The organism is Pseudonocardia bannensis, from assembly GCF_012911875.1.
GTDB lineage: Bacteria > Actinomycetota > Actinomycetes > Mycobacteriales > Pseudonocardiaceae > Pseudonocardia > Pseudonocardia bannensis.
The window spans coordinates 1-17,095 of sequence record NZ_JAAXKZ010000046.1 but is presented as its reverse complement, the minus strand read 5'-3'; the positions used below and the strand labels follow the sequence as shown (position 1 = coordinate 17,095).

At 75.6% G+C, this 17,095-nt stretch carries 12 protein-coding genes; 4 read left to right on the top strand and 8 right to left on the bottom strand.

Annotated elements, in window-relative coordinates; all coding sequences use genetic code 11:
- Nucleotides 1–16: 16 nt before the first annotated feature.
- From HF519_RS14255 to HF519_RS14240, 4 genes are read left to right on the top strand one after another with little or no spacing between them, the layout of a single operon-like run.
- Nucleotides 17–1,111, top strand: a complete 1,095-nt coding sequence (locus HF519_RS14255; RefSeq protein ID WP_169413417.1) for an amidohydrolase family protein — start codon at nt 17–19, stop codon at nt 1,109–1,111.
- Entirely contained in the window at nt 1,108–2,175 is a 1,068-nt protein-coding gene (locus HF519_RS14250; protein WP_169413416.1) for an amidohydrolase family protein, read from the top strand. The genes HF519_RS14255 and HF519_RS14250 overlap by 4 nt, the downstream gene beginning before the upstream one ends.
- Nucleotides 2,172–2,636, top strand: a complete 465-nt coding sequence (locus HF519_RS14245) for a Rieske (2Fe-2S) protein (RefSeq protein ID WP_169413415.1) — start codon at nt 2,172–2,174, stop codon at nt 2,634–2,636. The genes HF519_RS14250 and HF519_RS14245 overlap by 4 nt, the downstream gene beginning before the upstream one ends.
- The gene (locus HF519_RS14240; protein ID WP_169413414.1) at nt 2,633–3,388 is read left to right on the top strand and encodes a GntR family transcriptional regulator; all 756 of its coding nucleotides are present in this window, start codon (nt 2,633–2,635) and stop codon (nt 3,386–3,388) included. The genes HF519_RS14245 and HF519_RS14240 overlap by 4 nt, the downstream gene beginning before the upstream one ends.
- Before the next feature lie 15 nt (nt 3,389–3,403).
- Here the strand turns inward: HF519_RS14240 and HF519_RS14235 are convergent, their stop codons facing one another.
- The 8 genes from HF519_RS14235 to recC all read right to left on the bottom strand — a co-directional run.
- A complete protein-coding gene (locus tag HF519_RS14235; RefSeq protein ID WP_169413413.1) occupies nt 3,404–4,852 on the bottom strand; it encodes an ATP-binding protein in 1,449 nt (482 codons plus the stop codon).
- Nucleotides 4,849–6,534 (bottom strand): NAD(P)/FAD-dependent oxidoreductase, encoded by a 1,686-nt coding sequence (locus tag HF519_RS14230; protein WP_169413412.1) that lies wholly within the window; start codon nt 6,532–6,534, stop codon nt 4,849–4,851. The genes HF519_RS14235 and HF519_RS14230 overlap by 4 nt, the downstream gene beginning before the upstream one ends.
- Nucleotides 6,535–6,859: 325 nt before the next feature.
- A complete protein-coding gene (locus HF519_RS31330; RefSeq protein WP_246243601.1) occupies nt 6,860–7,249 on the bottom strand; it encodes an SRPBCC domain-containing protein in 390 nt (129 codons plus the stop codon).
- A 101-nt stretch (nt 7,250–7,350) separates the two neighbouring features.
- A complete protein-coding gene (locus HF519_RS14220; protein ID WP_169413411.1) occupies nt 7,351–8,298 on the bottom strand; it encodes an alpha/beta hydrolase in 948 nt (315 codons plus the stop codon).
- Nucleotides 8,299–8,405: 107 nt separating this feature from the next.
- The gene (locus HF519_RS14215; RefSeq protein WP_246243586.1) at nt 8,406–8,975 is read right to left on the bottom strand and encodes a TrbL/VirB6 family protein; all 570 of its coding nucleotides are present in this window, start codon (nt 8,973–8,975) and stop codon (nt 8,406–8,408) included.
- Between the two features lie 100 nt (nt 8,976–9,075).
- A complete protein-coding gene (gene recD, locus HF519_RS14210; RefSeq protein ID WP_312860106.1) occupies nt 9,076–10,995 on the bottom strand; it encodes an exodeoxyribonuclease V subunit alpha in 1,920 nt (639 codons plus the stop codon).
- Complete coding sequence (locus tag HF519_RS14205) at nt 10,992–14,372, bottom strand: UvrD-helicase domain-containing protein (RefSeq protein WP_169413410.1); 3,381 nt, start codon at nt 14,370–14,372, stop codon at nt 10,992–10,994. Before HF519_RS14205 ends, recD begins: the two co-directional genes overlap by 4 nt.
- A partial coding sequence (gene recC, locus HF519_RS14200) for an exodeoxyribonuclease V subunit gamma (RefSeq protein ID WP_169413409.1) occupies nt 14,369–17,095 on the bottom strand: 2,727 nt, incomplete at its 5' end. The genes HF519_RS14205 and recC, both read right to left, overlap by 4 nt.

Here is a 17,095-nt window from a genome sequence, read left to right as displayed (position 1 = left end):
CGGGCGGGAGCGGCGCGTGACCCCACAGGCGGCCCCGGCGGCCGGCACGATCGACTGCGACGTGCACAACGCCGTCCCCGACATCGCGGAGCTCTTCCCGTTCCTGCCCGATCGCTGGCGCGACTACTGCGTCGAGCACGGCGTCACCAGCCTCGCGCCGGCGTCCTACCCGTCGAAGGTCCCGCTGTCGGCGACCCCGGAGAGCCGCGGTGGCCCCGGGCCCGCCGGATCGGATCCCGATCTGGTCCGTGCGCAGGTCCTCGACCGCGGCGCCGATCTGGCGATCCTCAACTGCCTGTACGCCGTGCAGCCCATCCACAACGAGGACTGGGCGGCCGCGATGGCGAGCGCGCTCAACGACTGGCAGGCACAACGGTGGCTCGCGGCCGACCCGCGGTTCCGGGCGTCGATCGTCGTCGCGCAGCAGTTCCCGCAGCGTGCGGTCGCCGAGATCGAACGGTTCGCCGGGCACCCGGGGTTCGTGCAGGTGTTGCTGCTCGCCGGTTCGCAGGCCCCGCTCGGCACCCGGGCGCACTGGCCGATCCACGCCGCCGCGGCGCGGGCCGGGTTGCCGGTCGGCATCCATCCCGGGGTCGCGGGCGGCAACCCGCCGTCACCGGTGGGCTGGCCGTCCACCTACATCGAGGAGTACGCGGGGGCGACCCTGGCCATGCAGTCCCAGCTCACCAGCCTGGTCTGCGAAGGGGTGTTCGCCCGGTTCCCGGAGCTCACGGTGGTGCTGCTGGAGAGCGGGGTGACCTGGCTGCCGTCGCTGATGTGGCGGCTGGACAAGAACTGGAAGGGCTTGCGCCGGGAGATCCCGTGGGTCGGCGACGCGCCGTCGGCGGTCATCCGCCGGCACGTGCGGCTGGCCACCGCACCCTTCGACGGCCCGCACGACGCCGCCACCGCGCGGCGGTTCCTGCCGCGGTTCCTCGACCAGATCGGGTCGGTCGACATGCTGCTGCACGCCAGCGACCACCCGCACTGGCACCACCGCGACCCGGAGCAGGCGCTGCTGGGGTTCCTGTCCGCCGACGAGCGGCGGAAGGTGCTGCGCGACAACGCCCTGGCCACCTACCCGGCGATCCGAGAGAGGGCGGCGGCATGACCAGGCTCGTCGACTGCGACGTACACAACGCCGTCCCGGACGACGCCGCGCTGCGGCCCTACCTGCCGGCGCGCTGGCTCGACCACATGGACCACGTCGGGTCGCGGACGTTCTCGCCGTACGAGGCCGGCTTCGTCTACCCGAAGGTCAGCCCCGGCGGGGGCGCCCGCACCGACGCCTGGCCGCCCGGTGGCGGGCTGCCCGGCTCAGATCTGGACTTCATGCGCGAGCAGTTGCTCGACCGCTACGACATCGACCTCGCGATCCTCAACTGCCTGTACCGCGCCGCCGAGCAGCGCAACGAGGACTACGGCGCCGCCCTGGCCACAGCGGTCAACCAGTGGCAGGTCGAGCACTGGCTGGACCGCGACCCGCGGTTGCGCGCCTCGATCAGCGTGACGTTCGAGTCGCCGGAGCTGGCCGCCGCGGAGATCCGCCGCGCCGCCGCGAGCCACCGCGGGTTCGTGCAGGTGCTGCTGTTCCCGCGGACCCTGGCGCCGCTGGGCCGGCGCCGGTACTGGCCGATCTACGACGCCGCGCAGGAGTGCGGCCTGCCGGTCGGCATCCACTTCGCCTCGACGACCGGCGCGCCGATCACCTCCGCGGGCTGGCCGTCGTTCTACATCGAGGACCACACCTCGATGTCGGTGGCCTTCCAGGCCCAGGTCACCAGCCTGATCCTGGACGGGGTCCTCGACCGGTTCCCGCGCTTGAAGGTCGTGCTCATCGAGGGCGGCTTCGCCTGGGTCCCGCCGCTGATGTGGCGCCTCGACGGCCTCTACCACCGGCTCGGCGCGGAGGTCCCGGACCTCGCGCGGCTGCCCTCGGAGTACCTGCGCGACCGGGTGCGGATCACCACGCAGCCGATGGAGGAGCCGGAGCGCCCGGGCGATCTGCTCGAGCTCATCGAGGAGGTCGGGCAGCACATCCTGATGTTCTCCACCGACTACCCGCACTGGGACTTCGACCACCCGAAGCGCGCGTTCCAGACCAAGCTGCCGCCGGACGTGCACGATCGGATCATGCGCGGCAACGCGCTCGACTACTACGACCTCGGCGCATGAGCGCCCCGGCGCGACGGCAGGTCGTGGTGGCCGAGGACGGGGAGATCCCACCGGGCGGCAGCAGGATCGTCGAGGTCGAGGGCCGGTCGATCGGGGTGTTCAACCTCGGCGGCGAGTACTTCGCGGTGCGCAACGCCTGCCCGCACGCCGGCGGCCCGCTGTGCGAGGGCGTCCGCTCGGGGTTCGTCCGCTCCGAGGGGCCGGGCCACTACGACTACGTGCGGCGCGGGGAGTTCCTGCGCTGCCCGTGGCACCAGTGGGAGTTCGACATCCGCACCGGGCGGTCGTGGTTCGACCCGGACAGGGTCCGGGTCCGGCGTTACGACACGCGGCTGGTCACCGGCTCCGAGCTGCTCGACGGCGAGGCCGATCTGGTGGACGCGGGTCTGCAGCCGGGTCCCTACACGGCCGAGACGTACCCGGTCCGGTCCACCGGCCGCTACGTCGTCCTCGAGCTGTGAGCGCTGTGCCGAGCATCGACGGCCCCGCGCTCGCCCTCGGCAGGGTGGCCACCCGCTCCGACCTGGTCGCCGAGTCGCTGCGCGCGGCCATCCTGGCCGGCCGGCTCCGCCCGGGCCAGACCCTGGTGGAGCGGCACCTGGCCGCCATGCTGGGCGTGTCGAAGACCCCGGTGCGGGAGGCGCTCATCGCGCTGACGGCGTCGGGCCTGATCGTCATGTCCCGCCACGCCGGGGCCGTGGTCCGGACGCTGTCCGCGCCCGAGGTGCGCACGATCTACGAGCTGCGGCTGCTGCTCGAGCCGTGGGCCGTGGGGCGGGCGGCCCGGCGGCACGGCCCGGCCGCGGCGGCCGAGGCTCGCGCGGCCCTCGACGAGGCGGAGGCCGGGGCCGCGGCCGGGGACCCGGTGGCGGTCAACCTCGCCAACCGCCGGTTCCATCGCGCGCTGTACTCCCGGGCCGACAACGAGCTCGTCACCGCCCAGCTCGACCGGGTACAGGACCTCGTGGCGCTGGCCCTGCAGGTGGCGCAGGTGTGGCGCGGCGGAGCGCGCCCCTTCGGGCAGGCCGAACGCGCGGAGCACGCCGGGATCGTCGCCGCCGTGGCGGCGGGGGAGTCCGAGCGGGCCGAGGCGCTGGCCCGCGCCCACGTCGAGCACGCCGCGGCGGCCCTGGAGCTCCCCCCGGACGGGAGCGGCCCGGACGTCGCGGGTCCGGTTGCCGCGGGCCCGCCGGGTGGGCCCGGCCCGGCGTAGTCGGGCCGGGTGCGCTCATGCGGGTCCTCCCTCGTCGGCCTGCTCGGCCCGGTCCTCCGGGCGCAGCGGCAGCCGCACCTGGAACCGGGTGTCACCCGGGACCGACTCCACCCGCAGGTCCCCGTGGTGGCGGTTGACGACGATCCGCCAGGAGATGTCCAGGCCGAGCCCGGTGCCGTCGCCGACCGGTTTGGTGGTGAAGAACGGCTCGAAGATCCGGTCGCGGATCCCGTCCGGGATCCCGGGCCCGGTGTCGCCGATCTCGACGAGCAGCCGGTCGCCGTCGGCCGCGGTGCGCACGGTCAGGGTCCCGGTGCCGGCCATCGCGGCCACGGCGTTGTCGATCAGGTTCGTCCAGACCTGGTTGAGCTCGGCCGCGTAGACCGGGACGGGAGGCAGCGTGCGGTCGTAGTCCTTGACCACGCGCACCCCGTCACCGATCTTGCGGCCGAGCATGACCAAGGTGCTGTCCAGCAACTCGTGCACGTCGCACGTGCGGTGCGGCGCCCGGTCCATCTGCGAGTACTGCGTGGCCGCGCCGACCAGCGTGGAGATCCGGGTGGTCGAGTCCTCGATCTCGCTCATCAGCATCTCGGTCTCGACGGTGTAGTTGAGCCAGCGCACCGCGCCCTCCAGGACCTCGTCGTCCACGGTCTGCGCGACGCGGTCCAGCCACTCGACGTCCAGCCCGGCCTGCACGAAGGTGGGCGCGAGGTTCCAGCCGCCGGTGATGCGGTGATCGTCGAGCCAGTCGGCGACGGCGTCCTCCCCGTCGCCGGCCTCGATCGGGGACAGCGCCGGCGCCTTCGCGACCCGCTCCACGGCGTCGTTCTGCAGCCGGATGAGCGTCTCCAGCGTGGCCCGGTCGAAGGGCCCGGCCGCGATCAGCCCCAGCTTCTGGCGCATCCCCGCCACCCGCTCGCGCAGCGCCGCGGTCGCCCGCACGGCCGCCGCCGCCGGGTTGTTGAGCTCGTGGGTGAGCCCGGCCGACAGCGAGCCCAGCGCCAGCAGCCGTTCCCGCTGGCCCACGGCCTCATTGATGTTCCGCATGCCGAAGAACAGGCCCTCCAGCAGGTGCAGCGCCATCGGGAACCACTCGCGCATCATGCGGGTGAGCACCTCGGCGTCGAGCACGAAGAACCGCGACGGCGCGGTGACCCGCATCGAGTTGTTGTAGACCTGCGGCGCCCGATCGCCGACGAAGGCCTGCAGGGCACCGGCGTAGACCCCGGGCCGCGAGGTGCGCTCCACCTCGACGTCGTCCTCGCCCGCCCGCCGCGACAGCACGACGGCGCCCTCCATGAGCACGTAGAAGCACGTCGCGGGTGCGCCCTCGCGGTAGACCGGTCCGGGCTCGACGACCTCGACGTGCCCCTCGCGGCACAGCCAGGCCAGCTGGTCGTCGGACAGGTGCTCGAACAGGAACAGCGCGCGGAGCTCGTCCGCGGAGCAGGGGGCGCTCATGGCTTCTCCAGGTAGCGGTGCACGAGGGACACGGCCATCGCCCCGTCCCCGACGGCGGAGGCCACCCGTTTCATCGACGAGGCCCGCGCGTCGCCGGCCACGAACACCCCCGGCAGGCTGGTCTCGAGGTAGTACGGGTCGCGGTCGAGCGGCCAGCCGGGCGGCCGCCTCCCGTCGACGACGAGGTCGGGCCCGGCGAGGACGAATCCGGCCCGGTCGCGGGCCACCCGGCCGTCGAGCCACTCGGTGCGCGGGGCCGCGCCGTTGAACACGAACAGCCACGACGCGTCCACCGTCTCGGTCGTCCCGGCGGCGCTGTCGCGCAGGTCGAGCCGCTCCAGGTGCTCGTCACCGTGCGCGGCGAGCACCTCGGTGCAGGTGCGCACGGCGACGGTCGGGATGCCCGCGAGCTGCTCGATGAGGTAGTGCGACATCGAGGTGGTCAACGACGGCCCGCGGACCAGCAGCGTCACCGACCGCGCGTACCGGGCGAAGTAGGCCGCTGCCTGCCCGGCGGAGTTCGCCCCGCCCACGATGTAGACGTCCTGCCCGGCGCACCCGGCGGCCTGGGTGAGCGCGGAGCCGTAGTAGACCCCGCGCCCGACCAGCGCGTCGACGCCCGGCGCGGTGAGGGCGCGGTAGGACACCCCGGTGGCGAGGACGACGGCGTGCGCCCGGATCTCGCTGCCGTCGGCGAAGTGCACGGCTCGCGCGGACCCGGCCGGCTCCAGGGCGACGACGTCGCGGGTGGTCAGCAGCTCGGCGCCGAACCTCGTCGCCTGCCGGCGGGCCCGGTCGGTCAGCTGGGCGCCGGAGACGCCGTCGGGAAAGCCGAGGTAGTTCTCGATCCGGGAGCTCTGCCCGGCCTGCCCGCCGGTCGCGGTGCGCTCGACCAGCACCGTGCGCAGCCCCTCCGAGGCGCCGTAGACCGCGGCGCCCAGCCCGGCCGGCCCGCCGCCGACGACCACGAGGTCGTAGAAGTCCGTCGCCGGGACGGTGGACAGCCCGACCCGGCCGGCCAGCTCCGCGTCACCTGGCGCGACCAGTGCCTCCCCGGCCGGGGTGATCACCACCGGCAGGTCCCGCCCGTCGGCCCCGGCGGCCGCGAGCAGCCGCTCGCCCTCCGGCTCGTCGGACGGGTACCACCGGTAGGGCACCTGGTTGCGGGCCAGGAAGTCGCGGACCTCGTGCGAGCGTGCCGACCAGCGGTGCCCGACGACGCGGGTCTCGCAGACCGGCCGGTGGTCGGTGGCCCGCCACGCGTCGAGCAGCTCGTCGACGACCGGGTAGAGCTTCTCCTCCGGTGGGTCCCACGGTTTGAGCAGGTAGTGGTCCAGGTCCACGACGTTGATCGCGGTGATCGCGGCCTCGGTGTCCGCGTAGGCCGTGAGCAGCACCCGGCGTGCGGCCGGGTAGAGGTCCATCGCCTGCTCCAGGAATTCCAGACCGTCCATCCCGGGCATCCGGAAATCGGCGAGCAGGACCGCGACGTCGTCGCCGCGAAGCCGCATCGCGCGCAGCGCGTCGAGGGCCTGGGCGCCGGACTCGGCCCGGACGATCCTGTGCTCCTCGCCGTAGCGGCGGCGCAGGTCCCGGGCGACCGCGCGGGAGACGCTGGGATCGTCGTCGACGGTCAGGATCGCGGGCCGGGCCACGACCAGGGACGACGGGGTGTCCGTCATGAGGGGATCCGTTCGGCAGGGACCGGGTCAGGACGGACGAGCACGACGCGCCCGCCGTCGGGGTGCCGCGATCCAGGGCGCGCAACTGCGCGGGGCCGTCCACAGGCCGTGCACGAGGACGACGGCGGGGGTGCTGTCTGTGGCCATCGAGGGCCTCCTCCGGGTTCGCGACAGCCACCCAGTCTGGTGAGCCCGCGCACCCGTGCCTATCCGGCATCCGACGGCAGCCGACCGGCCGGCCGAGGGACCCGCCCGCGGCGACCCGCCGTTCGGGGCGGGCCGGACCAGTGGTGGACCTGGTGTTCGTCGAGGCCCGTGAGGGTGCTCACCAGGACGGCAGCGTCTCCTCGACCGGCACACCGCCGAGGTGGGCGATCATATGGTGTCGCCGCTCTTCGAGGAGGCGGGCCGCGGTCGGGCCGGCGGTGTCCCGGTCGTCCTTGTCACGTGCGCCGGCGTCCGGGGCCTCGGCGGGTCCGGGCCGATCACCCCTGCGCCGGCTCGGCGTCTGGGCGAGGGGGCGATCTGATCGGCCACCAGAGAGCAACCGCGGCACGCGGGCAGGCCGTATATCTGCTCCGCCCGGGCGCAGGTCGATCGTCGCCTGGTCGCCGAACCAGCTGCCCAGACCCTCGGCCGTGGTGAGCGACGCCCACACCTTGGCCGGCAGGTGGGCGATCTCGACGACCCGCTCGATGCGATCGGGGAATCCCATGGCAGCCTCCAACAAGCAGCAGCCGCCCTGAAAGATCAACCAGCGAGCAGCACCGGGGTCCAGAAGACCCCGCCCCAGGTCGGCGAGCTGACGGCCGGGCCCTAGGAGCCCGTTACGGTCGTCGAGCCCAGCCCCCGGCGCAGCGCGTCGATCGTCTCCGCAGCCTGCCGCCGCGACACCGCCGCACCCGTGATGATCGCCGAGCGGTGGAAGGTGCCGGGGAACAGGTGCAGCTCGACCGGCACCCCGGCCCGCAGCAGCCCGGACGCGTAGGCCATCCCCTCGTCGCGCAGCGGGTCGTTCTCGTAGACCGAGACGTAGGCGGGAGGCAGGCCGGAGAGGTCGGCGGCGCGGGCCGGCGCGGCGTACGGCGGGATGTCGCTGTCGCAGCCGGACAGGTAGTGGCTCCAGCTGAGCTCGGCGTCCGGGCGGCTCCACAGGGGGGTGTCGACGAACGTGCGCATCGAGAACGTCTCCAGGCGGTCGTCGACCTCGGGTGCGTCGAGCAGCTGGAAGCAGATCGGGGGGCCGCCCTGGTCGCGGACGAGCAGCGTGAGCCCGGCGGCGAGACCGCCACCCGCGCTCATGCCGTACACCCCGATGCGCGCCGGGTCCACGCCGAGCTCACCGGCCCCGGCGGCGATCCGGTACAGCGCGGCCGCGCAGTCCTGCAGGGCGGCCGGGTACGGATGCTCTGGTGCCAGCCGGTAGCCGACCGCGACCACGACCGCGCCGAGCCGCGCACACAGGTCCACGACCTGCGGCGCGGTCGCTTCGAGGTCGCCCATGACGAACCCGCCGCCGTGCAGAAGCAGCAGCGCGGGTGCCGGTCGTGCCGCGTCCGGCGCCGGTGTGGCCATCAGGACCGGGACGGCGGGGCCGTCCTCGATCCCGGGAACCTCGTCCTCGGTGAGCGCGACCTCGCCGAGCTCGGGCCGGGGCGCCCGGGCGGCGAGCTCACGCATCCTGGCCCGCGCCCCGGCGAGGTCGTGGATGTGCAGGTCGGGCAGGGTGGGCAGCGCCGCTGCCAGCTCGGGATCCAGGCGCACACCGGACCTCCCATCATCGGCGCTCGGGACTGTGCCACCGCAGGGCCGGCCACCGCCACCGTCCGGGACCAGAAGCGGCGCGACCATCGTCTTCGCAGCGGCTGAGTTCAGGCCCGCACGCCACGGCGGCCCACGGCCCCCCGGAGGCCCACACAGCCGACGCAGCCGACGCAATCCACGCAATCGATACAGGCGACGCAGCCCACGCACCGGCGACACCCGACGCATGCCAGGGACCCGATGCACGCTCGGATGCTCGCGCTGATCAGGGTCGCGACGCTGCCGGCCACGGCGACACTGCCGGCGGTCGCCACGCTCCCGGCCACGGCCACGCTGCCGGCGGTCGCCACGCTCCCGGCCACGGCCACGCTGCCGGCCGTCGCCACGCTCCCGGCGACCGCCACGCTGTCCGCGGTCGCCACGCTGCCGGCGACGGCGACGCTGCCGGCGGTCGCCACGCTGCCGGCCACGGCGACGCTGCCGGCCGTCGCCACGCTCCCGGCGACCGCCACGCTGCCCGCGGTCGCCACGCTGCCGGCCACGGTCATCGGGTGCTCAGCACCGGTGCGGTCGACGGTCGAACCGGATCGAGCGTCGTCGCTGCGGGTGGCCGGTCTGCCGCGATCGCCGTGCGACAGGCGCAAGGAGGCGGCGCGGACGACGGGCGACAGCTTCATCGGCACAGGACGAGCCTCCCGGAGAAGGCGGCGTCCTGGCCAGTCCGCCCCGAGGTCCGAGGCCCGGGAGGTCCCGGGACGCAGGTCGGCACGCGGGCGGCTAACCGCCCAGCCGGCCCCGCAGTCCGCTCGCCCGGCTGACCGGCCGCCCCACCGCGATCCGCACCGCCTGTTCGGTGCCGATCACCCGCACCGCGGAACGCGCGCGGGTGACCGCTGTGTACAGCAGCTCCCGGGTCAGCAGCGGCGACTCGGCGGGCGGCAGCACGACGGTGACCCGGGTGAACTGGCTGCCCTGGCTGCGGTGCACGGTCATCGCGTGCACGCTCTGCACCCCGGCGAGCCGGCCCGTCGGGATCAGTTCCGGCGTGCCGCCCCGGGCGAACGCCGCCCGCACCCCGGTCCCGTCGCGGATGACGACGCCGGTATCGCCGTTGTAGAGCGCGAGGTCGTAGTCGTTCGCCGTGACCAGCAGCGCCCGGCCCGGGTACCACTCGGCGTCGTCGGTCTCGCCGGGACCGAGCCCGGCGTCCGCCAGCCAGCGTTCGATCTCGGCGCTCCACCTGCTCACCCCGTACGGCCCGCGGCGGTGCCCGCAGAGCAGGCGGTGCTCGTCCAGCGCCCGCAGCGCCGCCTCGATCTCGCCGGCCCGGGCCGCCTCGCTCAGCGCCCGAGCGGCGGCGACGACGTCGGCCCGCAGCTCCTCCAGCCCGGCCGGGTCCCGGCTGTCCAGGGCGGTCGCGTCGGCGGGCTCGACGAAGACCAGGTCGTCGGCGCCGCCCCGCAGGTACCCGAGCGCGGCATCGGCGTCGCCGCTCTGCACCGCCCGGGCCAGCGCCGCGATGGTGCCGCCGAAGCGCCAGGTCCGGTCCAGGGTGACCACTCCGCGCACGATCGGGGCCTCGCCCGGACCGAGCGCGCGGATCTCGCGCAGCGTCGAGTCGAGGGCGGGTTCGGGGGTGCCCGGGGCCCGGGCGAGGTCGCCGAGGACCGCGCCCGCCTCGACGGACGCGAGCTGGTCGGGGTCGCCCACCAGCACCAGCCGGGCGTCGGGCCGGACGGCCTCCAACAGCCGCGCCATCAGGGTCAGCGAGACCATCGACGTCTCGTCGACCACGATCACGTCGTAGGGCAGCCGGTTGAGCCGGTCGTGCAGGAAGCGGCTCGACGAACCGGGCTTGCGGCCGAGCAGCCGGTGCAGCGTGGACGCGGACAGCGTGCCCAGCCGGGCCCGGTCGGGGGCCGGCAGGTCGGCGGTGTGCTCCCGGACGGCCTCGGCCAGCCGGGCGGCCGCCTTGCCGGTCGGCGCGGCGAGCGCGATCCGCGGGGGCGGCCCCGGCTGGTCGTGCAGCAGCGCGAGCAGCCGGGCGACCGTCGTCGTCTTGCCGGTGCCGGGCCCGCCGGCCAGCACCGTGACCCGCCGCAGCGCGCTGACCGCGGCGGCCAGCCGCTGCCGGTCGGGGCCCTGCTGCCCGGCCGGCTCGCCGAACAGCCGGGCCAGACCCGCGCGCAACCGATCGAGGTCGACCGCGGGGGGCTCGGCCCGGGCCCGGGCCCTCAACTCGATCCGGACCTGCTCCTCCTGGCGCCAGTACCGGTCGAGGTAGAGCAGCCCGTCGGCCATCCGCAGCGGGCGCCCGGCCGGCGCGTCCACCGCACCCACCGCGACCAGCGGGCTGCGTTCGCACGCCGCCCGCCACGCACCGGGTTCGGGCCAGGGCAGCGCGGAGACGTCGAGCAGTTCGTCGCCCTCACCGAGCACCGTGCGGCTGACCGCGGCCAGGTCCACGCACACCGACCCGTGGCGGATGCCGCGCACCACCAGCGCGACGGCGAGCAGCACCGTGTCGTCCCGCTCCCCGCCGAGCCGGCCGAGCCGGACCGCGACGTGCACGTCGGCCGCGGTGAGCACGCCGGCCACGTTGAACGTGTGCAGCAACCCGGACGCCGACCGGGCGAACCGCGGATCGTGGGGGTCGGTCTCGGCGGGGGGCCTCACGGTCGTCACGGCGGTGGTCACGGGGCCCCCTCGTCGAGCAGCCGGGACAGGTCCTCGACGAGCGCCGCGGGCGGCGCCCAGCTGAACACCCCGCACGGCACGCCGTCGACGACCGGGGTGTCCGGACCGCACATGCCGCGCAGGAACAGGTAGAGCACGCCGCCGAGGTGCCGTTGCGGGTCGTAGCCGGGCCGGCGCCAGCGGAGGAAGCGGTGCAGCGCGACCGCGTAGATCAGGGCCTGCAGCGGGTAGTGCGCGGCCGCCATCGCGTCGGCCAGCAGCGCCGGGGCGTAGTGCGCCGCCGTGAGCGGCTCGCGGCCGGCGGGCCCGATCGGGCCCAGCCAGTTGGTCTTGTAGTCGACGACGAGGAAGCGGTCCTTCACCCGCAGTACCGCGTCGATGCTCCCGCTCAGGTAGCCGCGCAGCGGCTGGCGCGCGAGCGCAGGGGTGTCGAGCAGGTCCGGGTAGGACCGCAGCGGGTCGCCGGCGGGCAGGTGGTGGCGCAGCAGCGGGGCCACCGCGCCGAGCGTGAGCCCGCCGATCGGTCGGTCGCCGCCGGCGAGCGGGAACTCGAAGTCCAGCTCGGCCAGCCGGTCCGCGGGCGCGATGTCGCGCAACCGGCGCCCGGCGGCCAGCGGCCCCAGCGGGGTCTGCACCACCGGGACCAGCGCGGCGGCCAGCAGTGCCGGGTCGAGGGCGGCCGGGCGCCGGCCCAGCTCGTCGCGGGCCCGGTCGGCGAGTTCGGAGAGCAGATCGGGCGCGGTGGTGTCGGCGCTCTCGAGGACCGCGTGCACCAGGGTGCCGAACCCGGTCCCGACGGGCAGATCGGCCATCGGGGAGGGCACGTCGGCGCCGACGGCGGTGGGCGGGGGAACCGGGACACCGGACTGGCCCTCGGCCGGTTCGTCGCTGATGCCCTGGTCCTCGGGCTCGCTGCCGACCCCGCCGGCCCCGGCCACGGCCCCGTGCGCCTCGGCGGTCAGCGCGCTGTAGGAGGTTCGCCGCCACGCGGTGTCCAGCACCCGGTCGAAGCGCGCCGCGCGCATCGTCGGCGCCGCCGCGGGCGGGCGGTGCCAGTGCCCGTCGGCGCGGTCGCCGACGGGCTCGACCGCCAGCACCGCCGACTTCAGTTCGCGCAGCCGGGCCAGCATCGAGCCGTCGTCCGGTACCGCGTACGACTCTCCCGGCGTGGTCCCGGGTCCCGGGCGGCCGACCAGCAGCCGGTGCAGCGCGGACGCCTGCGTCGTCGTCGCCGGTGCCCACCACGCGACCACCTGGCTGCGGGCCCGGGTCGTCGCCACGTACACCAGCCGCAGGTCCTCCCCGGCCTCCTCCGCCCGGTGCCGGGCGGCCCGGTCGCGCCAGCCCGGACCCCGGGTGCCGCCGACGTCGAGCACCCGGTTCCCGTGGTCGTCGTGCAGCAGCAGCATGTCCGGTTCGCGGGGGACGAACCGGTCCCAGGCGAACGGCACGTAGACGATCGGGAACTCCAGGCCCTTACTGCGGTGCACGGTGACGATCTGCACGGCGTCGGCGTCGGACTCCAGCCGGCGGCTGCGCTCGGTGCCGGTGTCCCGGGCCGCGTCGGCGATGCGCTGGCGCAGCCACTCGATGAGCGCGGCGGGTCCGAGATGCCCCTGGGTCGCCGCGCCGTGCAGCGCCTGGCCGATGTGGCGCAGGTCGGTCAGCCGGCGCTCGCCGTCGGTGACCGAGAGCAGCCGCTGCGACAGCCGGGTGCGGGTGCTCACCGCCTCGAGCAGGGCGGCGACGCCGCGGGTGCGCAGCAGCGCCGACCACGACCGCAGCGAGGTGCCCAGCTCGTCGACGAGCTGCTCGCCCGTCCCGTCGGCGCACAGCTCGGCGACGGTGTGCCCGATGAAGCAGGTCAGCGCCGCGGCCCGGACCCGGGTGGAGCGCTGCGGCTGCTCCACGGCCTCCAGCAACGTCAGCCACTCGGCGGCGATGGGGGTGGCGAACACGCTGGTCGTGCCGGTGAGCACCGCGGGGACCCCGGCCGCCTCCAGCGCGTCGCGCACCATGGCGCCCTGCGCGTTGGTGCGGACGAGGACCGCGACGTCACCGGGCGCGACGTCGCGACCGTCGAACCGGGCCGGGCTCGCCAGCAGGGCCGCGATGTCGGCGGCGACGTCGGCGGCCACCACCGCGCGGGTCGGTCCGACGACCCCGAGGTTGCGCCCCGTGAGCGCGGGCAGACCGTCCCGGCTCACGATGCGCAGCCGCAGCGGGGTCGTGACCGGGGCGCCGGTGAGCCGCTGCCCGGGATGGGCGGACCCGACGGGCCACACCACGATCCGGTCGTCGCCCAGCGCGGCACCGTTGAACACGGTGTCGAGCGCGGTGAGCAGCCCGGCGTCGCTGCGCCAGTTCTTGGCCAGAGTGGCGCGCGCCGCCGCCTTCTCGGCGGCCTGCAGGTAGCTGACCACGTCGGCGCCGCGGAAGGCGTAGATCGCCTGCTTGGGGTCGCCGATGAGCACGAGGGTGGTGTGGCCGTGGAAGGCGTCGTGCAGGATCTCCCACTGCACCGGATCCGTGTCCTGGAACTCGTCCACCAGCACCACGGCGTAGCGGCCGCGCAGCCGGGCCCGGGCCGCGGGGCCGCGGGCCGGGTCGCGCAGCGCGGCGGCGAGGCGCGTCAGCATGTCGTCGTAGGTGAACAGCCGGCGGGTGCGCTTGCGCCGGTGCACCTCGGCGCGCACCGCCTCGGCGAAGCTGCGGCGCACCCCCGCCGTGCTGCCCGCCGGGGCCTCGACCGGTTCGAGCCGGGCCTGCCCGTCCTCGACGGCCCGCCGGGCGAGGCTCAGCGCGACGTCGCGGCTGAAGTCCGGGTTGCCGGCGCCGGCGGCGGCGTACTTGCGCACGTAGAAGTCGTCGACGACCTCGGTCACCAGGTCGTCGATCGTCTCGACGAACACCGCGTCGGGGTCGGCGTCCCCCACGACGCCGAGCCCGGCCAGCATCTGCTGGCAGAACTGGTGGGTGGTCGCGATGGTGGCCGCGTCGAAGTGCGCGACGGCGTGCGCGAGCCGGCGGCGCCGGCGGTCCACCTCGCGGTCGTCGGCGTCGGCGAGCAGCGCGAGGACCGAGTCGGAGTCCCGGGCCGCGCGGGCCGCGTCCGGGTCGGCGAGCCCGCGCTCGGCGCTGACGAGGCGTTCCCGGACCCGTTCGCGCAGCTCCTGGGTGGCCTCCCGGCCGAAGGTGACCAGCATCAGCTCGGGCAGCGTGGCCCGGCCCTCGGCGACGTAGCGGGCCGCGAGGGCGGCGATGGTGAACGTCTTGCCGGTCCCGGCGCTGGCCTCCAGGACCGTCGTGCCGGTGGGCAGCGGCCCGCAGACGTCGAACGCCGCCGGGGCGAGGGTGTGGGTCGCGTGCCGCCTCACGGGTGGTCCACCTCCTCGGCGGCCAGCAGCGGCCCCCACAACCGCACGGCCAACGCGCCGAACCGGCTGGGCTCGCCCGGCGCGCGCTGCGCGGAGGCAGGGTCCGGCGGCGGGTCGAGCAGCACCGACGCGGGCGCCCCCGCCCCCCATACCAGCTCGTGCACCGGGTCCTCCCGCTCCGGGCCCGGAGGGTCGCACCACGCCGCGACGGCCGCCGCCACGGCCCGGGTCACCGACCCACCGTCGACCCGGGCCCGCGCGTAGGCGCAGCCGGCGAGGGTGGTCAGCGGCAGCGGTTCGCACAGCCCGAGCCGGTGCAGCGCGACGAGATCCGCCAGGACCGCGGCGGCGCGGCCCGGGTCCACCGGGCCGAGCGTGGAGCGGGTGGGCCCGGACCGTCCCCGGCCCAGGGTCACCGCACGCCAGGCCACGTCGGGGTGGGTGGCGGTCAGCGCGAGCAGTTGCACCCAGGCCCGCAGCCGGTGTTTGGGCGCGAGCCGGGAGTACTCGACCCGCACGATCGCGGACCCGTACAGCCCGCCGACCGTGCCCACCACACGGGTGCGCCCGCCCACCGGCCCGGCGGCGACGTCGCGCGCCGCCACCTCGCCCACCCGCAGCGGCCGGCTCGCCGCCACCAGGGGCTCCACCTCCGCGAGGACGTTCTCCAGCACCCGGTGCCCGAGCGCGCCCGGCGGCACCTCGCCGCGCCGCCACTCGGCCTGCCGGCAGCGGTCGAGTTCGTGCCCGGCCAGCCGGTCGCGCAGCAGCCGGCTGCCCACCGCCCAGCTCTGCAGCCCGTCGAGGTGGACGGGCAGCGCATCGGCGGGGTCGCTGTCCTCGGTGTACAGGCTCACCCCGACCCGCTGCCGCAGGAACGCCTTGGCCGGATGCTCCAGGAAACGGATCAGGGCGTCGAGCTCGACGGTCTCGGTCTCGGCCGGCGGGGCCAGCGGAGCGTCCAGGAAGGCCGGCGGACCGCTGCGGGCGCCCGCGGCGGCCACCGCACCGGCGAGGCCGGCCCGGTCGAAGCTGAACGGGCCGTCGCCGCCCAGCGCGCCCGCGGTGAAGTTGCGCGGATCGAAGGGCTGCAACGGGTGGCGCACCACCACCTGCTCATGGGCGGGGCCCCCGTCGGCGGCGCGCACGGTCGCGTCGAGGGTGTCGAGCAGCTCGCCGAGCGGGACGGCCGGCGGGCGGCGGGCGTTGGTGCGCTCGTCGGCGCCGGAGTGCAGCACGACCAGGTGCTCGGTCGCCGCGCAGATCGCGTCCAGGAGCAGCTGACGGTCCTCGCTGCGCGGGTCACGCTCGCCGACCCGGGGATCGCGGGTCAGCACGTCGTCGCCGTCCCCCTCGCCGGCGCGGGGGAAGACGCCGTCGTCGAGGCCGAGCAGGCACACGACCCGGTGCGGCACCGAGCGCATCGGCACCAGCGTCGCGACGGTCAGCGTGCCGGTGCGGAAGTTGGCCCGCGTCGGCCGGCCGCGCAGCCGGTCGGCGAGCAGCCCGCGGACGTCGGCGAGGGCCAGCGGCACCGAGTCGGCGTGCGGGCCCGCGGCGCGGACGACGTCGGCGAGCTCGGCGCGGGCCTGGGCGGCCTGCCACGCGTCGGCGGGCGTGGTCGAGGTCAGCGCGTCCAGCGCGCCGACCAGGGCGGCGCTCCACCCGGCCAGGGTCCGCCGGCCGGTGAGACCGGTCAGCACCGCGCCCAGCCGGTCGACGAGTTCGGCGACCCGGCCGACCAGGTCCACATCGGAGCTGTCGACGTCGTCGAGCGGCAGCGCGGTGCCCAGCCAGTGCTGGTCGTCGGCCGACATCGCGACGCCGAGCAGCATCCGGTCCAGCCCAGCCGACCAGGTGTTCTGCGCGAACCCCTCCAACCGGTAGGGCCTGCGGTGCTCGCCGTCCAGGCCCCAGCGCACCCCCGAGTCCGTGACCAGCTGGCGCAGCCGGTCGAGATCGTCGTCGTCGAGGCGGAACCGGCGGCGCACCGGAGCGGACGCCATCACGTCGAGCACCTGCGACGCGGTCAGCCGGGCGTCGGCGAGCTCGAGCAGCGCGGCCAGGGTGCCGAGCAACGGATTGACCTGGCGCAGCGCCCGGTCGGCCAGGCGGACCTGCAGCCGGTGCCCGGGATGGACGAGGTCGGCGCCGGGCGCCCCGGCGCCCTCGGCCGGCCCGAGCCCGAACGACGCGGAGATCAGCGGCGCGAAGCTCTCGATGTCCGGGCACATGACGAGCACGTCGCGCGGCTCCAGGGTGGGATCGGCGGCGAGCAGCCCGAGGACCACCTCACGCAGCACCTCGACCTGCCGGTCGGCTCCGTGGCACGAGTGCACCTGGATGCTGCGGTCGCCGGCATCGAGCAGCGGGCGCGCGTCGGACATGCCGGGCCGCGGCGGTCCCGCCGGCGCGCGGTCCTCGCACAGGTCGCGTTGCAGCCGGCCGAGCAGCGTGGCGGGCCCCTCCGGTGAGGGGTGGTGGTGGTCGTGGACGTCGGCGGGCAGCCGTAGCTGCAGTTCGCGGACGTCGCGGCCCAGGGAGGCGAGTAGCGGGTGCCGGATCGCGTCTGCCGTCCGGTCGTCCCGGCGCCGCCGCGGCCCGCCGGTACGCGGTGCGACCTGTTCCCACAGCGCCGGGGAGGGGTGCGGCAGCCACAGATGGACGTCGCGGTGCTCGGCCAGCGCGTCGAGGACGGCGAGGTGGTCGGCGGGCAGCCGGGT